A 15,485-nucleotide genomic window follows, 5' to 3' on the forward strand; every position below is an offset into this window, starting at 1 on the left:
AACGGGCGCGAGTGCCGCGCTTGCGGCTGGGCGCGCGCCGGTCCAGACGCGGTTATTGTGCGCGCGGTGGTTGATCGCCACGTCCGGCGCAGCCGGTGACGGGACCGCACCGGTTGCGACGATCGTCTTGGGATGCGACGCATGAAGCGCCTGCCACTGCCGACGCTGAATTTCCTTGTTGCCGACGCCGGTCATGGCCGCGTGCCGGTAGCTGTCGTCCGAGAACTCATGTTGCCGTTCGTGTGGTGGAGCCCGCGCCAGATCTCCGAGCTGCGGAGTCGTCGTCTGGAACACCCGCTGGCGAGACTGATCATCACGGTCGTGCTTCTCCCCGGTGTGACCCTCGGCGCGATGACGCTGGTCTACGTGCTGGACGTGGACATGCGGAGGAATCCGATTCAAGTGGTTCAGGATGAAAAAACCCGTGAAGACGCGTCCTTGCCACTGGAAACCGCAAGGCACCCAGGAGTACAGGTAGAAATAGGCCGGCGGTGGGCGGCAATAAGTGTAGATGGGCGTCCCGAAACTGTCGTAGTAATAGCCAAGCGCGGTCCCATCGCAGGAAGGCACGTAGTTGCTAGCCGGCCCTCCTCCGCCGGCGTAACCCGGTGCCAGGTCGACGGGAGGCGGCAACCCGAACTCGACGACGAGTTCTGCATAGGCCTGCATGGCCGCGTCCAGACTCATGTTGAGCTGGCCGGCCGCGGCGGTGGCGATCACCGCATCGCGCAACTCCGCCACGATCTGCGGCGTCATGGGATAATCGGCCGCCCATCCATCGACGGCATGAATTCCAAGGGCGTTGAGCGCACGGATGGCCCCTTCCTCGTCTTCCGCGGCCGGGAGTCCGAGGGATTGGGCGAGTCGCAGGGCAAAATCTCCCTGCCGCGCCACGGATGGGGCGATGGTCTGCTCTTCCTCGTCGGGTAATGGCTCGTTCAGCGCCACGGCCGGCGTGGGGAGCAGAAACGTCCCCGCCATCAACACGATAATCAGTAGGCCTTGGATCATGGAAGCATACCGCGCAGTGAAAGTTTGAATACTTAACTGCTTAAAGAGTACTTAACTACTTGGAGTGCCGCAGGTTGACAAAGTTACCGCACACGGAAGGGATGGCTGGCGGGAATAAAAAATAATTATAAGTGGGGACATTCCGTCGAAGACGGGACAAAAATCGCAGGGAGCGATTTTTGAACAGCCACAGGCCGGCCTGAGAAGTAGCACAGGGATGTGCTACTTACGGAGCTAAGGACGCAAGGGCGGAATACAGGGATGTATTCCGTAATCCAGGGTTTGAATAAAAAGCCGCTCTTTGGGCGGCTTTTTATTCATCAGAAGGCCCCTAATTCAGCTCCGTCCATACACCGGCACGGCGGCGCCGGTGACCGAACGCGCCTCCTCCGACAACAGGAACGCGGCGACGTGCGCGAGATCCTCGGGCGGCACCCAGGTGGAAAAATCCGCCTTGGGCATGGCCTCGCGGTTCTGCGGCGTGTCGATGGTTCCCGGCACGATGCAGTTGACGTTGATGCCGCGCGTCTTGAGTTCGCCCGCCAGGCTCTCGGTGAGCCGCAGCACCGCCGTCTTCGCGGCGCTGTAGGCGGCGTAGTGGGGGCTGCCCTGAAACGCGTTGCGGCTCGCGACGTTAACAATGCGCCCGCGCTGTGCTTGCAGCATGTACGGAATCACGGCGCGGCAGGCGTGGAGCGCCGTGCGCACATTGATGTCATACAGAAAATCCCATTCCGCGAGATCGGTCTCGTGCACCGGCTTACCGCCGCGAAATCCGCCGACGGTGTTCACCAGCCCGTCGAGCCGCCCGAAGCGCTTGTGCGCCTCGGCCACCATGGCGGCCACCGCTTTCGGGTCAGTCATGTCAACTTCGCCCGCGAGCCAGTGCTGCGTCGAACCCTTAAGATCGCCATACGCTTCCCGCAGCCGATCGCTCGACCGGTCTACCAGAATCGTTTTGCTACCCTGCGCCTGAACGCGCCCGGCCACCGCGCGGCCGAGATTCCCGACCGCGCCCGTGATGATCACCACCTTGTCTTTCAAACTGGACATATTCATTCGCTCCCGTTAATCAAGGAATTTACCCTGCACCGTGCGGATTATGGCGCCCGCACGGTGCGGCTTCGGTCGGTGAACATAACCGATGTCCACTCAGGAGGGAATCGCGATTGACGGAAAAACCGCTGTCCGGGTTCTTTCCTGTTATTCCAGCGCATGCTATCGATAAAACAAATGATTGCCGATCCGCGCGATGGGCTTGTGGCCGCGGGCCCAGCTGGGTTTGATGTACACGGCATGGTAATGCAGCGCATCTGCGAGCGTCGGTGTATAGCGTCCGTAGTAAACCGCTTCGGCGACCTCCCAGGCGCGCTGGTAGGTCTCGTCCTCGGGCGACGGCCGTTCGTCCAACTCGTTCCAGGAGAAGGCGCTCACGTAGCGCTGGCGCAGTGGATCCCAGTTCTTCTGATGCACCACGCCGCAGACCGTGTCGGAGTAACGGCCCGAGGCCACGCGGTTCATGGTGACCTCGGCCACCGCGTATTGACCGGCCTCGGATTCACCGCGTGCCTCGAAGTACACGTTGAACGCAAGACAAGTCAGGTTCTGTATATCGTCTTGCTTGGTGAAAACCGAGTACATGAGATAACCGGACATGGTCACGACCAGGCCGATCACGCAGACAATGATCAGTGGACTCTTGCGCGTCGTGTACCAGTAAAAGCGCAGGTTTTGCCATCCACGCGACAACAGCGAGGTGCGGCGACGAGTCTTGGAAAAACGTTTCTTGTGCATGTCTCCGGCATCTCTCCACGCGGGGCCGGATGTCGTGCTCCCCGTCCCATCACTCTAAGCTAGGATTCCGTGGTCCACTCCGCCAGAACAACGCGGACCAGTGGAACGGACGCCCGGATCAGTGGCGCGGCCTGCGTATGAAACGACGGAATCAGCCGGGCGGAAACTTAAAAAGGGATCGGTGCGATTTTTTTAGAGCGCCTAATAAAATGAGGTTCGCCCTTCGACAGGCTCAGGGCGAACAGTTTACAAAAGCCGTTCGTGGTGAGCTTGTCGAACCATGAACGGCGCTCCAAAAAAACGAGCGTTTCTCATTTTGTTAGGCGCTCTTAATTACTCCGATCTTTTAGATAATGAAGATCAGGCCTTGCCAGCCTTTGGGATGAAGCGCAGCGCCACTCCATTGTTGCACCAGCGCTGACCGGTGGGCGGCGGTCCGTCATTGAACACGTGCCCGTGATGGCCGCCGCAACGTACGCAGTGGTACTCGGTCCGCGTATATATAAGGAAGCTGTCCTTCTTCGTGGCGAAGGCGCCGGGAATGGCGGTAAAGAAGCTCGGCCAGCCGGTCCCGCTGTCGAATTTCATCGCCGACGTGAACAGCGGCAGACCGCAGCCGGCGCATACGAAAACACCCGGTCGCTTTTCATCGTTCAACGGACTGCTGCCAGCGCGCTCGGTGCCTTCTTCACGCAGCACGTCATATTGCGCCGGGGTGAGGATCTTCTTCCACTCATCGTTCGAGCGTTTGAGCGGCTCGGTCGTCAGCGCCACGTCGGCGCCCTGCGCGAGAAAATCCTTCCAGTTCTTCTGTAACTCCTCCACGCTCACCGACCCGCGCGCTGGCGTTGCCGCCCACCCGCGCCACACCGGCGCGACCAGGAGTGACGCGGCCGCCAAGCCTTTCAGAAGATTTCGTCGTTTCATTCGACCTCCGATTGAAGAGCCTGCCAATGGCTCCACGGATTTTGATACGCTTTATTATGACCGGATTATCGGGGCGGTGTTCAATAGTTACTCTGAGATATCCCCGTTTCCACAAGCCTTCAAGTACTCTGACCCTTGATCCGTTTAGCGAGGCGCGAACCGGACGGTCAGTTGCAAGCGACCGCTTACGGTTCAGCCCTCTATCGTCATCATAAGAACTTTACCATCTTTACCAAAATCCTAACGATGCTTAATCCTCTGGAGGTTAAGCCATCAAAGCCATCAGGGACAGACCACGTTTTTGATAACATCGAGCAATCGAAATTGTCTTGCCCAAATTAAAAACCGCCGCCGCACAATGCTCATGTACGTCGTTAGCAGCACATGAAATTCCGTTTGTACCCATAACCCGGTAGAGTAAGCACATGTCATCCGTCGTACAAATCACGGGTCTGCGCAAACAATACAACGGCCGGGAGGTCGTGCGCGGGATCGATCTGAATGTATCGGCCGGGTGCTGTTTCGGACTGCTCGGGCCGAACGGCGCGGGCAAGACCACGACGCTGCGGCTGCTGCTCGGGCAGTCGCCGGTGAACGGCGGCGAGATTCGCGTCTTCGGGTTACCGATTCCGCAGGCGGGGCGCGAGGTGCGGGCGCGCACCGGCGTCGTACCGCAGGCGGACAATCTCGACCCCGACTTCACCGTCGCGGAAAACCTGCGCGTCTACGGCCGCTACTTCGGCATTCCGGCGGCGACGCTCGATGCGCGCATCCGCGAGCTGCTGGCGTTCGTCGATCTCACCGACCGCGCGGATGCGCGCATCGCAACACTTTCCGGCGGCATGAAGCGGCGTCTGACCATCGCCCGCGCGCTGGTCAACAATCCCGAACTGGTGGTGCTGGATGAACCGACCACCGGGCTCGACCCGCAGGTGCGGCACATGATCTGGGGGCGGCTGCGCGATCTGCGCCAGGCCGGCAAGACGCTGCTGCTGACCACGCACTACATGGAAGAGGCCGAGCGCCTGTGCGACGAGCTGATCGTCATGGACCAGGGGCGGATTCTCGAACAGGGCACGCCGGCGGCGCTGATCAAGAAACACGCGGAACCGGAGGTGATCGAGGTGCGCGGCGAGGAGAAACTCGCGCGCCAGGCGCTGGCGTCCGCCGGCGAGGGGCGCTTCGAGGCGGTGGGCGATACTTATTATTACTACACGCGCGACGCACGCGCCGTAGTCAAACACCTGGAAGGCATACCGCAGCTCACGTTCCTGCACCGGCCGGCGAATCTGGAGGATGTGTTTTTGAAACTTACGGGAAGAGAGTTGAGGGATTGAAGGACAATTGTGTGAATCTATTTTTTAAGACCTGGACCCCCGCCTTCGCGGGGGTGACAATCAAAAAAAGATTCGTCCTTGGAATGACAACCAAAAAGGAAGAATTTTTTAGATAGGTTTTTGATCATGGTGAATCTTTTTCTTCCGCGCTTTCAGGGCGCCGCGCTCGCGGTGTGGCGGCGCAATACGCTGGTGTGGCGCAAACTCATGCTGCCCAGCATTCTCATCAATTTTGGCGAACCGTTTCTGTATCTGCTCGGCCTCGGCTACGGCCTTGGGCTGTTCATCGGCGAGATGATGCACATGCCCTACCTCACCTTCCTTGCCTCCGGCATTCTCGCCTCGTCGTCGATGAACACGGCGAGCTTCGAGGCGATGTTCTCGGTGTACACGCGCATGATCCCGCAGAAGACTTACGAGGCGATCCTCACCACGCCGCTCGAAGTGCAGGACATCCTCGCGGGCGAGATGCTGTGGTGCGCGACCAAGTGCGTCATCAGCGGCACGGCGATCCTGATCGTGGCGGCGTTTCTCGGCGGCGTACACACCTGGCACGCGCTGTGGGTGCCGCCGGTGCTGTTCCTGATCGGCCTGTGTTTCTCGGGCATGGGGCTGATCATGAGCGCGCTCGCGCCGGGGTACGACTTCTTCAACTATTACGTCACGCTCGTGCTCACGCCGATGTTCATCCTCTCGGGCGTGTTTTATCCGGTGACTTCGCTGCCGGTGGCGCTACAATCGCTGGTGCAGCTGCTGCCGTTGGCGCATGCCGTGGACCTGATCCGGCCGTTGGTGGCGGGATTGCCGCTCAGCAACGTGGCGCTGCATCTGGCGGTGCTCGCGGGCTATGGCATCGTGGGTTACCTGATCGCGGTGCGGCTGACGCGCAAGCGGTTGCTGGTGTAGCGAAGACGAAGATTAATGGTGCGCAACGCTCCGCGTTGCGCGACTGTAAAAGGCCTGGATGCCCGCTTCCGCGGGCATGACAATCAAAGGGGGCTCTGCCGATATCTGCCCTCGCATGGTGTAGTCGGGGGCGTGCATGACGACCCTTAAGTGACGGGAAACCACCTATGCCTTATGCCGATATTTCCGATCTGCCGGCATCGGTGAAGAGTCATCTGCCAACGCACGCGCAGGAGATTTACCTCGCGGCGTTCAACAATGCGTGGGAGGAATACGCGAGCCGTGAGGATCGTGAGGTGGTCGCGCACAAGGTCGCGTGGTCGGCGGTGAAAAAACAGTATGTAAAAATCGGAAAGGAATGGGTGGAAAAATAAACGCATGGACATACGCAACGAAATCCCCGCGCACGACATCGAGCGCTTCCACAACAAGGCGCAGGAATTTTCCTCCTCGGCACGTACGCTGATTCTGTCGCTGCTGACGGATGGGTTTGAGGTGAAACGCAAACCCGACAACAGCTTCGTCACCAGCGTCGACCTGCGGGTGGAGGACCACCTGCGCGGACTGATTCACCTGCATTTTCCCGAGCACGGCGTCATCGGCGAAGAATACCCGCCAGAGAACCCGCAGGCGGCGTATCAGTGGATCATGGACCCGATCGACGGCACCGAGGATTTCGTTCAGCACCTGCCTACCTTCGGCAGCATCCTCGCGCTGCACTACCGCGGCGAGCCGGTCGTGGGGATCATCGATCATCCGCTGCTGGATATACGGGTGAGCGCGGCCTTCGGCCTCGGCGCCCATTACAACGGCCGGCGCGTGACGCTCACCGACCTCGATCCCTCCGCCATCGACGGGACCGAACGCGTGATGCTCCCGGCACGCGCCAACTTCATCAAATACCGCGACGACGGACGCCTGTTCGACGCCCTGACCCGCGCGCATCCGAACCACCGCATCTACCGCAGCTGCTTCGCCCACGCCTGCGCGGTCACGGGGCAGGCCGACGCCACGATTGAATACGGCGATCCCATCTGGGATTTTGCCGCGAGCCGGATTCTCATCGAGGAAGCCGGCGGAAAATTCACCGTGGTCCGCACCTGGAATGTCCCGTCGCTGGGCTGGGTCTATGGATCGGTCTTCGGCAAACCCACCTTGGTGGATCGGCTGGTGAAACACTTCAAGAAGGAGCGTTAGCCTCTCATGCTGATGCAACACAATATATTGTTATTTTTCGTGTCAGCAGGTACATTATGTTGAATAAGCGATGTTAAAAAACTTCCAAATCCCATAGGAGTGCAATATTGGCTGTCGGCGAATTTCCTGCCGTCGACCCTGGTCTGTTACGCGCCATGGCGCGGCACCAGGAGCATCTCAAGAGCCATCCGGATGGCGCTCAGCTGCTTCACTTGATCAACAACGCCCTCCTGCACTGCCGCCAGCACAGTTACGTCAACAGCTCCTGCATTGCCCACCTGCACGACCTGCTGCTGGCTTTCGCCCAGGACACTTCACGGCCATCACCGATCCGCATCCGGGCGCGGATCATTCAGCAGCATCTGGCCATGTATCTGCCGCCGGGTCACGCCGCTCCGGTCAATACCGCTAAGCCTCCTGAACCGTTGCCGGCCGCGCCCGGCCCGGTAGCCGCAGCGGCCGAACCCAGGATGGCATCGCCCGCGAAACCGCTGGCGAAACTGATCCCCCATCCCAAACTCATTTCCCATTCCACGGAGAACACGGTCTTGGAAAACCAAGACGTGCTCGAACCGAAACCGATAGCGGCGATGGTAGCACCGGAAACGCGCCGTCCCGCCAGTGAGGGCGCCGTCCAGAACCTGCATCATCTGCGTCAGATGGTGACGAACAGCATGGACGAGCTGATGCGCGAACGCGAGACGCTTTCGCAAAAGCTGTCGGACGCCAACACTTATCTCAGGTTGATCGAGGCCGAGCGCGAACAGCTGCGCACCGATCTCAACAAGGCGCGCAAGCGCGCCCGGACCGGCGATAAGCCCCCCAAGAAAGCCCTCGGCCTGCCGAAGCGCGACGTATTGCTGCGACGGATCGAATCCGAGGTCGAGCGCGTGAAGCGGCATGGCGATCCGCTGGCACTGGCGCTGATCGACATCGACAGCCCCGAGACCGTCAACGACGTCGAGGGACAGGAAGCCGCGAACGCGGCGCGGCAACTCTACGCCAATGAAATCCTGCGCGGCTTCCGCAGCTACGACATGGTGGCGCACTACAACAAGGACGAGTTCGCCGTGCTGCTGCCCAACACCGACCGCGAAGACGCCATGCGCGCGCTGGAGAAAGTGCGCAAGCGCGCCAAGGAATCGCATTTCAGCTTCAAGGGGCGCAGTTATCCCCTGCCCGGCTTCGGTGGCGTTCTCACGTTCTATTCGCCCGGCGAGGAGCCGCGGCAGATGCTGCGCCGTGCCGACGAGGCCCTGGTCAATCTCAAGCTCAAGGGTCAGCGCCAGGTCGTGGTCGTCTAGCCGGTCTCTGTCCGGCTCAATTATCTTTAAATGTTTCGGCGCGGCTTTTACCGCTGTCTCGGCCAATAACCCCATCCCCAGCAAGGCTAAAGCCGGCACTCACTTACGCCGCGCCCCTACGCCCTCTTTATATGTCCTTCCGCGAACGTTAGGCTTTGGCGACGGTCAGTGTGTAGAGCATAAATTTTCGCGGAGAGGAACATGGAAAAAGCAACTTTCGGCGCGGGATGTTTTTGGGGCGTGGAAGCGACTTTCCGGAGCATTCCCGGCGTCGTCTCCACCCTGGTCGGCTATTGCGGCGGCAAAACCGATAATCCGACATACCAGGATGTCTGCACGGACACCACCGGCCACGCCGAGGTGGTGGAGATCACCTTCGACCCCGCGCAGCTGCCCTATGAGCAATTGCTCGAGACGTTCTGGAAATTGCACGACCCCACGACGCCCAACCGTCAGGGACCGGACGTCGGCTCGCAATACCGCTCGGTGATTTTCTTTCACTCGCCGGCGCAGGAAGCGGCGGCACGCGCGGCCAAGGAACGGCTCGATAAATCCGGCAAGTTCCGCAATCCTGTCGTTACGCAGATCGTCCCGGCCGGGCCGTTTTACAAGGCCGAGGATTATCACCAGCGCTATCTGGAGAAGCGCGGACTCGCGAGCTGTCACCTCTGAGCGGTTAGAGCTTATCTCAAAAAATGAAATTAACCGCCAAGACCATTTCTGTTTTCCGGTGTGTTTGGGCTATTTTGAGATGGCTTCTGGTCTCTTCCGATAAACAAAACCCCGCAAGCGCGGGGTTTTGAATTTCCGGATACCGTACGAGCGTTCAGGCGGCGGTTTCTTCGGATTCCACCGTGGGCCGGGGTTCCGTTTCCGGCCGGCGCTCGGGGCGGGTCGACTTCGCTTTTTCAATCGCTTTGTCCGCCTCTTTCCTGGCTTTGTCCAACGTCTCCGTCACTCGCTTGCTCTCATCCCATTTTTCGTAGCACATGATAAACCTCCTTCCTTACAGGCATGCACGTCCATGCGCGAATCACCCTACACCGGTCGAAACGAATTTCAATTAAAAATTTTTTATATTCCGTAAAAACCTTGTGCCTACATTCAACAGAAAGCAAAAATCGTAAAAAACCCATGCCGGCGATTGCCATCCGTTTCAACGGCGCCTGCAACCAGGCGCCTGGCCAGTCCATCGCTATTTCCCGGACCAAATCCCCCCGTTTTCGCCGTCCGCGCCACAAAAGGAAGGGGTCGTTACCTGAATTTGGCCGTAACCGTTGACCGCCGCGCCCAAATGCCAAAAGATAGGGGCATTCGCGGATTACATAGGCGCATTCCATGTCCAGTAAATTTCCCATTGTCGCGGTGACCGGCTCTTCCGGCGCCGGAACCACCACGGTGCGGCATGCCTTTCACGACGTTTTCCGGCGTGAGGGTATTTCGGGGGCGTTTGTCGAAGGCAACGCCTTTCTGCGCTACGAGGGCAAAGAAATGGATCGCCTCATCCGGGAGGCGCGGGAACGAGGGGAAAACCTGAGCCATTTCGGTCCGAAACTGAACCAGTTCGACCGGCTCGAAGCGCTGTTCAAGGAATACTCCGAGCGCGGCACCGGCGAGACGCGGCACTACGTGACCCAAGGCGAGGAAGCGCTGTTCGGACTGCCGCCGGGTACGTTCACTCCCTGGCGGCAGATCCCGGCGGACACCGAGCTGCTGTTGTATGAAGGACTGCACGGTGGCGTGGTGGCGCGCACCTGGACTCGCCGCAAGATGAGCCCGTCGCACAATCCCCACGTCATCGAACGCCGTGTCGCCCGCGACGACAACAACGGCGTGGACGTGGCGCAGTACGTGGACCTGCTGATCGGCGTGGTGCCGGTCGGCAATCTCGAATGGATACAGAAAATCCACCGCGACACCAGCGTCAAAGGCCATTCCCCGGAGGCGGTCACCAACACCATCCTGCGGCGGCTGCGCGACTACGTGGACTACATCACACCGCAGTTCTCCCTGTCCGACATCAATTTCCAACGCGTGCCGGTCGTGGATACCTCCAACCCCTTCATCGCCCGCGACGTGCCGACCTTGGCGGAAAGCGTCGTGGTCATCCGTTTCCGCGAGCCGGGGAAATTCGATTTTCCGAACCTGCTGCGGCGCATCCAGGATTCGTACATGTCACGTCCGAACACCATGGTCATCCCCGGCGGCAAGATGCTGCTGGCCATGGAGATCATCTGCACGCCGCTGGTGCATGAACTGATCGAGAAGCGCGGGGAAAACAATACTTAAGAACGAACGCCGAGACCTCCATTGCACAGAACCTGAATCGGGCGCAGGATATCCGGCAAAACAACGACTCCAGGATGAGCACGCGGGGCATGGGACGGCCCAAGGGTTACGCAGCCTCATAACAACAGCAACAACCACTGGAGGAGAACATGAAAAGGGTCGCTGTTTCAGCAACGCTTGCGTTGTGCCTGTCATTCCTGAGCCAGACAACACCCGCCGCCACTTATGCCATCGGCAACATGAACATCACCGCCGGCGGGGTCAGCGTCGATGGTTTTACTCCCAGCTTCACGGCGTTTAATTATATTGGTCCTAATACCAATCTCGTAGGGGGATATATTGGGTCAGGAGGGGCCAGCCTACTTGCTTCAGCATATGATCCCAGTGGGATAGCTTCCTTTGATTGGTATGGTTTTCCTGTCAGTCTTTACACGGCATCGGCGAGCCTCGGCGATACATCTACTCCCGCTGGCACTTTCGCCGGCGGGCCGGTGCCCAGCGGAAGTCTGGATACGATCGCCGGCACGATCACCATGGATCTCAGCAGTTTGTTTGGAACCTGGAACGACGGCGATTACATCACGGGAACCGGCAGAAGCGATGGGGTCACTTCCGCCCTGGCCATGGGGACGTGGAATCTGACGACCAACGCTTACACTCTTCATTGGGACAGTCGCACTATCGGGCCCGCGTGTCCGGGCCCAGGTGGTTGCATCAGTCACTGGACTCTGGAAGGTATGGCGAGCCCAGTACCAGTCCCCACGGCCATCTGGCTGTTCGGTTCAGGTCTGCTCGGCTTGTTCGGTGCGGTGCGGCGACGGAAGACAAATTAATTACGGCTCCGACGCCGCGCAGATCAACGCGTGACAGAGAAGCGCTCAATGCCGCGTCGGCTCGATCGTGGCATCCAGGTTGAGATTGTCGCAGAAGCTGGTGAACTCGTCGCGCAGGCGACCGATGTGCACGCCGGCCGGCAGGCTCACGGTCATGCTGAGCGAAAACATCGGCGCGCCGGTGTGTGCCGCGGGGTAGGTCCACGTGTTCATCTCTTCGATGTTGATATCGCGGGTCGCGAAGAAATCCGCGATCTCATGCACGATGCCCGGGTGGTCCATGGCCACCACGTCCACCGTGTAGGGCACCATGTCCTGCACCGCGGTGCGCGGCTCGGTGTGCCGGGCGAGGATGGTGAGCTCGAGTTTTTTCTCCAGCACCGGCACCTGCCGTTCCAGGCGCGTGATCGCCCCCCAGTGTCCGGACACCATCAGAATCAGGGCGAATTCTCCCCCCAATACCGTCATGCGGCTGTCCTCGATGTTGCAACCGCTGTCGAGGATGGCCTTGGACAGCTGATTGACGATGCCGGGGCGATCCTTGCCCAGCGCGGAGAAGACAAAATATTTTTTCATGGCAAAGCGATCAGAAATTATACGCGGTCACGGCGGCCGGAAGTTTATCGCCAACGTTCGCCAGCGGCCAGATGGAAGTCGGGCGGCGGCGCGACTGGGCCTTTGGCAAACCGGCTGATATTGTACTGGATCATCACTTTAAACGGATTCAGGGCATGCGCCAGACCGCGCCGGCGTGAATCGCCGGCTTTTGCTCAACGAAAATTCTTCAGTTCCCTGACCACCAGTATCCGCTTGTCGTTTTTCCATTGCGAGAAACACACGAGCTTCGCGGCGCTGTCCACGTCAAGATCGTAAATCGCCGTGACATCTTTGATCTTCTTGAGCCCTGCCTTGTCGTAAAGGAAAAAATAATTTTCCCGCTTTTCATAACTTGGGCCGGTGATGATCTGAAACAGCGTCCGGTCGCCACGTCCCGGTTCCACATGCATGCCGACCTGCTGATAATTCTTCACCGGGAAGCGGTAAAGCAGTTCGAGCTTCCCGCCGCTGTGCCGCACCAGGTATGCCTCCGGGCCATAGGCCACGAGCAGGATCAGAGCGTTTCCCGAGGCAAATGCTCCGCGCAGACTATAGATCCACATGTCCGGAATCTCGATGAGCTTGGCCATCTTCCGGCTCTCCGCGTCCAGCAGCCAGATATGGTTGTCCTGCTTCCAGTAATTCTTCTGCACGACATATTTCTTGTTGCCAACCCTGTAACCGTTGGCCAGAGCATTGTCCAACACCGGCGGCGGAATGGATGGGAATACGGCGGCAAACTCGGCACTTGGGTCGCCATGCGGCTCGGCGAGTGAAATCGGTTTCTTTTCGATGAGCCTGCCAGCGGCGGCGTCGATGATGAGATCGACACCGTTGACGTCGCCGTCCGAAATGCTCGCCTTCAGGGTCGTCGCGTCTTTCCAGGAAAACCCGGCCACGTAACTCCGGTACATGGCGAATTCGCGCGAGGCCTTGGCGTCGAGCAGCGTTTTGACTTTCAAAGTTTTGAGATCGAGCGCCAGGATTTCCGTGAGCTCCGTGGAGCCCTCCAGTACCTCCCGTGCAAACGCGAGATAACGCGAATCGGGCGAGAAATGCGGCTGGACGTAATCGCCGTTTTCCAAGGTGAAAAGGGTTTTTCCGGTCGCCGTGATTTCACTCGATGGTAACAACGGAAGCGAGGCAAACGGGTTGGCCCACGCCGATACCGGCAACAGCGCTGTTGCCATGAACACCGATCTCACCCAACGCCGCATTTTTTATTGCCACCCGTTGACCAAGCGTCAAGAGTATATCGCTCTTTAGGATCGTGCGTGCAATACCCGGGCGGCATGAATGAAGGTTTGCCGCCGGCGGACAAACTCGTTTCATTTGACGAAACAGGCGTTGAGTGGTTATCCCACTTTCGGCAAACGCTTCATGGCCTCCGCGACCGCGGCTTCCGGATAGTGGTAGTCCTCGAGCTGACCGCTGAAGTATTTATCGTAGGAGGCCATGTCGAAGTGGCCGTGGCCGGAGAGATTGAAGAGTATGGTCTTGCCTTCGCCGGTCTTCTTGCAGGCGAGCGCCTCGTCGATCGCGGCGCGAATCGGATGGCAGGATTCAGGCGCCGGAATAATGCCCTCGGCGCGCGCGAAAGCGACGCCCGCCTCGAAAGTCGAAAGTTGCGGCACCGCGACGGCCTCGATCAGCCCTTCGTGGTAGAGCTGCGATACCAGCGGCGAGTCACCGTGATAGCGCAGCCCGCCCGCGTGAATGCCCGGCGGCATGAAGTCGTGACCGAGCGTGTACATCTTCATCAAAGGCGTCAGGCCGACCGCGTCCCCGAAATCATACGCATATCGGCCTTTCGTCAGGGACGGGCAGGACGTCGGCTCGACCGCGACGAGGCGCAGCTTCTTGCCAGCGGCCTTGTCGGCGAAAAACGGGAACGCGATGCCGCCGAAGTTGGAACCGCCGCCGCAGGCGGCGAGCACTACGTCCGGGTATTCGCCGATTTTCTCGAATTGCTTTTTCGCCTCCAGGCCGATCACGGTCTGGTGCAGCAGCACGTGATTGAGCACGGAACCCAGGCTGTAATTCGTGTCCTTGCGCGAGGACGCTTCCTCGACCGCCTCGGAGATGGCAATGCCGAGCGAGCCCTGGCTGTTCGGATCGGCGGCGAGGATCTTGCGGCCCGATTCGGTCATGTCTGTGGGGCTGGCGAAAACCTCCGCGCCCCAGGCCTGCATCATCGAACGGCGGAACGGTTTCTGCTCGTAGCTCACTTTCACCATGTACACGCGTACTTTGATGCCGAACATCTGTCCGGCAAGTGCCAGCGCCGAACCCCACTGCCCGGCGCCGGTTTCGGTGGCGAGGCGCTTGATGCCGACCTGCCGGTTGTACCACGCCTGCGGGACGGCGGTGTTGGGCTTGTGCGAACCGGCGGGGCTCACGCCTTCATACTTATAATAAATTTTTGCGGGCGTGCCCAAGGCCTGTTCCAGCCGATAGGCGCGGTAAAGCGGGCTCGGTCGCCACAGGCGGTATATCTCGCGCACCGGCTCGGGAATCGGGATCCAGCGCTGGCCGCTCATCTCCTGCTCGATCAGCGCCTCGGGGAAAATCGCGGCCAGGGCCTGCGGCGGCACCGGTTTTCCATCGGGACCGAGAGGCGGCGCCGGCGGGTTCGGCATATCGGCAATGACGTTATACCAGTGGGTGGGTATTTCGGATTCGTCGAGCAGAATTTTTGTTTGGGGCATGTTGGTTCTCCGGATTAAACCGCCATTGGTATTACGCCGTCCCGCTCTGGTCGAACTCGCTGAAGAGACGAGTACTTAATACCAGAACTACGGTACGGTCAATGCAATAGTTATGGTAGTCTCACGGTACAGGGTCCACGGCCAGCTTGATATAACTGCGCAAGCGGAAAAACCGGGTCATCCCATGGCGCCGGCGGACTTTCCAGAATAGACATCTTCTAAACGGAATCCCGCTCTGATATCCCGCCGGTACCGACTGCCAACAAATGAAAGAAGACACGCCGTGAGCACAAAAAATAACCATCCCGACTGGGACAAAATCGCCGAGAAATTCGACGTGTGGCTGCCGCACATCGCGCCCGTCGGCGAAGTATTGCTGGCCGCGCTGGACGCCCAACCCGGGGATCGCATTCTTGACCTCGCCTCCGGAACCGGGGAGCCGGCGCTGACCTTGGCGCGGCGCCTGAAAGGCCACGCCAGCATCACCGGCATCGACGCCGCGGACGGCATGGTGCGGGTGGCGCAGGCCAAAGCAGTCAAGGAACGACTGTCGGGAATTTCCTTCCGGTGCATGCCGGCGGA

16 protein-coding genes and 1 pseudogene are annotated in these 15,485 nt (G+C 59.7%); 9 read left to right on the top strand and 8 right to left on the bottom strand.

Features of this window, described 5'->3' with window-relative positions; genetic code table 11:
- The 4 genes and pseudogenes from ACC569_RS10975 to msrB all read right to left on the bottom strand — a co-directional run.
- Nucleotides 1–1,011, bottom strand: a pseudogene (locus ACC569_RS10975) (hypothetical protein); the annotation flags it as partial.
- Nucleotides 1,012–1,347: 336 nt separating this feature from the next.
- Nucleotides 1,348–2,064, bottom strand: a complete 717-nt coding sequence (locus ACC569_RS10980; protein WP_372523573.1) for an SDR family NAD(P)-dependent oxidoreductase — start codon at nt 2,062–2,064, stop codon at nt 1,348–1,350.
- Nucleotides 2,065–2,229: 165 nt separating this feature from the next.
- Nucleotides 2,230–2,805: a cell wall hydrolase gene (locus ACC569_RS10985; RefSeq protein WP_372523574.1), complete on the bottom strand. Its 576-nt coding sequence runs from the start codon at nt 2,803–2,805 to the stop codon at nt 2,230–2,232.
- Between the two features lie 360 nt (nt 2,806–3,165).
- Nucleotides 3,166–3,732 (bottom strand): peptide-methionine (R)-S-oxide reductase MsrB, encoded by a 567-nt coding sequence (gene msrB, locus ACC569_RS10990; RefSeq protein WP_372523575.1) that lies wholly within the window; start codon nt 3,730–3,732, stop codon nt 3,166–3,168.
- Nucleotides 3,733–4,157: 425 nt separating this feature from the next.
- On the opposite strand from msrB, the gene ACC569_RS10995 reads away from it, so the two are divergent.
- From ACC569_RS10995 to msrA, 6 genes are all read left to right on the top strand, one after another.
- Nucleotides 4,158–5,069 carry an ATP-binding cassette domain-containing protein gene (locus ACC569_RS10995; protein WP_372523576.1) on the top strand — a complete coding sequence of 304 codons (912 nt, stop codon included), beginning with the start codon at nt 4,158–4,160 and terminating at the stop codon, nt 5,067–5,069.
- A 126-nt stretch (nt 5,070–5,195) separates the two neighbouring features.
- Nucleotides 5,196–5,975: an ABC transporter permease gene (locus ACC569_RS11000; protein ID WP_372523577.1), complete on the top strand. Its 780-nt coding sequence runs from the start codon at nt 5,196–5,198 to the stop codon at nt 5,973–5,975.
- Between the two features lie 167 nt (nt 5,976–6,142).
- Nucleotides 6,143–6,349 carry a ChaB family protein gene (locus ACC569_RS11005; RefSeq protein WP_372523578.1) on the top strand — a complete coding sequence of 69 codons (207 nt, stop codon included), beginning with the start codon at nt 6,143–6,145 and terminating at the stop codon, nt 6,347–6,349.
- 4 nt (nt 6,350–6,353) lie between these two features.
- Nucleotides 6,354–7,172, top strand: coding sequence for an inositol monophosphatase (locus tag ACC569_RS11010; protein ID WP_372523579.1), 819 nt, complete (start codon nt 6,354–6,356; stop codon nt 7,170–7,172).
- 107 nt (nt 7,173–7,279) lie between these two features.
- Entirely contained in the window at nt 7,280–8,476 is a 1,197-nt protein-coding gene (locus tag ACC569_RS11015) for a GGDEF domain-containing protein (protein WP_372523580.1), read from the top strand.
- Nucleotides 8,477–8,677: 201 nt separating this feature from the next.
- Nucleotides 8,678–9,148, top strand: coding sequence for a peptide-methionine (S)-S-oxide reductase MsrA (msrA, locus tag ACC569_RS11020; RefSeq protein WP_372523581.1), 471 nt, complete (start codon nt 8,678–8,680; stop codon nt 9,146–9,148).
- 154 nt (nt 9,149–9,302) lie between these two features.
- On the opposite strand, the gene ACC569_RS11025 is transcribed toward msrA, so the two are convergent.
- On the bottom strand, nt 9,303–9,467 hold the full coding sequence (locus ACC569_RS11025) for a hypothetical protein (RefSeq protein ID WP_372523582.1): 165 nt from the start codon (nt 9,465–9,467) through the stop codon (nt 9,303–9,305).
- Nucleotides 9,468–9,814: 347 nt separating this feature from the next.
- Between ACC569_RS11025 and ACC569_RS11030 the strand changes: the two genes are divergently transcribed.
- Together ACC569_RS11030 and ACC569_RS11035 are read left to right on the top strand one after the other, a co-directional pair.
- Nucleotides 9,815–10,765 (top strand): phosphoribulokinase, encoded by a 951-nt coding sequence (locus ACC569_RS11030; RefSeq protein WP_372523583.1) that lies wholly within the window; start codon nt 9,815–9,817, stop codon nt 10,763–10,765.
- A 149-nt stretch (nt 10,766–10,914) separates the two neighbouring features.
- Nucleotides 10,915–11,598: a PEP-CTERM sorting domain-containing protein gene (locus tag ACC569_RS11035; RefSeq protein ID WP_372523584.1), complete on the top strand. Its 684-nt coding sequence runs from the start codon at nt 10,915–10,917 to the stop codon at nt 11,596–11,598.
- A 45-nt stretch (nt 11,599–11,643) separates the two neighbouring features.
- Here the strand turns inward: ACC569_RS11035 and ACC569_RS11040 are convergent, their stop codons facing one another.
- From ACC569_RS11040 to ACC569_RS11050, 3 genes are all read right to left on the bottom strand, one after another.
- Nucleotides 11,644–12,174, bottom strand: coding sequence for a glycine cleavage system protein R (locus ACC569_RS11040; RefSeq protein ID WP_372523585.1), 531 nt, complete (start codon nt 12,172–12,174; stop codon nt 11,644–11,646).
- Nucleotides 12,175–12,368: 194 nt separating this feature from the next.
- Nucleotides 12,369–13,385, bottom strand: coding sequence for a hypothetical protein (locus tag ACC569_RS11045; protein WP_372523586.1), 1,017 nt, complete (start codon nt 13,383–13,385; stop codon nt 12,369–12,371).
- Nucleotides 13,386–13,550: 165 nt separating this feature from the next.
- A complete protein-coding gene (locus tag ACC569_RS11050) occupies nt 13,551–14,903 on the bottom strand; it encodes a TrpB-like pyridoxal phosphate-dependent enzyme (protein ID WP_372523587.1) in 1,353 nt (450 codons plus the stop codon).
- Nucleotides 14,904–15,186: 283 nt separating this feature from the next.
- On the opposite strand from ACC569_RS11050, the gene ACC569_RS11055 reads away from it, so the two are divergent.
- The coding region (locus ACC569_RS11055) for a class I SAM-dependent methyltransferase (RefSeq protein ID WP_372523588.1) at nt 15,187–15,485 on the top strand (299 nt) is incomplete at its 3' end.

It is taken from the genome of Sulfuricaulis sp., assembly GCF_041499725.1.
Classification (GTDB): domain Bacteria; phylum Pseudomonadota; class Gammaproteobacteria; order Acidiferrobacterales; family Sulfurifustaceae; genus Sulfuricaulis.

Bases quoted from the DNA above. Each gene is read 5' to 3' on its own strand.
- ACC569_RS10980 (WP_372523573.1), bottom strand. From the start codon at position 2,064: ATGTCCAGTTTGAAAGACAAGGTGGTGATCATCACGGGCGCGGTCGGG.
- ACC569_RS10985 (WP_372523574.1), bottom strand. From the start codon at position 2,805: ATGCACAAGAAACGTTTTTCCAAGACTCGTCGCCGCACCTCGCTGTTG.
- msrB (WP_372523575.1), bottom strand. From the start codon at position 3,732: ATGAAACGACGAAATCTTCTGAAAGGCTTGGCGGCCGCGTCACTCCTG.
- ACC569_RS10995 (WP_372523576.1), top strand. From the start codon at position 4,158: ATGTCATCCGTCGTACAAATCACGGGTCTGCGCAAACAATACAACGGC.
- ACC569_RS11000 (WP_372523577.1), top strand. From the start codon at position 5,196: ATGGTGAATCTTTTTCTTCCGCGCTTTCAGGGCGCCGCGCTCGCGGTG.
- ACC569_RS11005 (WP_372523578.1), top strand. From the start codon at position 6,143: ATGCCTTATGCCGATATTTCCGATCTGCCGGCATCGGTGAAGAGTCAT.
- ACC569_RS11010 (WP_372523579.1), top strand. From the start codon at position 6,354: ATGGACATACGCAACGAAATCCCCGCGCACGACATCGAGCGCTTCCAC.
- msrA (WP_372523581.1), top strand. From the start codon at position 8,678: ATGGAAAAAGCAACTTTCGGCGCGGGATGTTTTTGGGGCGTGGAAGCG.
- ACC569_RS11025 (WP_372523582.1), bottom strand. From the start codon at position 9,467: ATGTGCTACGAAAAATGGGATGAGAGCAAGCGAGTGACGGAGACGTTG.
- ACC569_RS11030 (WP_372523583.1), top strand. From the start codon at position 9,815: ATGTCCAGTAAATTTCCCATTGTCGCGGTGACCGGCTCTTCCGGCGCC.
- ACC569_RS11035 (WP_372523584.1), top strand. From the start codon at position 10,915: ATGAAAAGGGTCGCTGTTTCAGCAACGCTTGCGTTGTGCCTGTCATTC.
- ACC569_RS11040 (WP_372523585.1), bottom strand. From the start codon at position 12,174: ATGAAAAAATATTTTGTCTTCTCCGCGCTGGGCAAGGATCGCCCCGGC.
- ACC569_RS11045 (WP_372523586.1), bottom strand. From the start codon at position 13,385: ATGGCAACAGCGCTGTTGCCGGTATCGGCGTGGGCCAACCCGTTTGCC.
- ACC569_RS11050 (WP_372523587.1), bottom strand. From the start codon at position 14,903: ATGCCCCAAACAAAAATTCTGCTCGACGAATCCGAAATACCCACCCAC.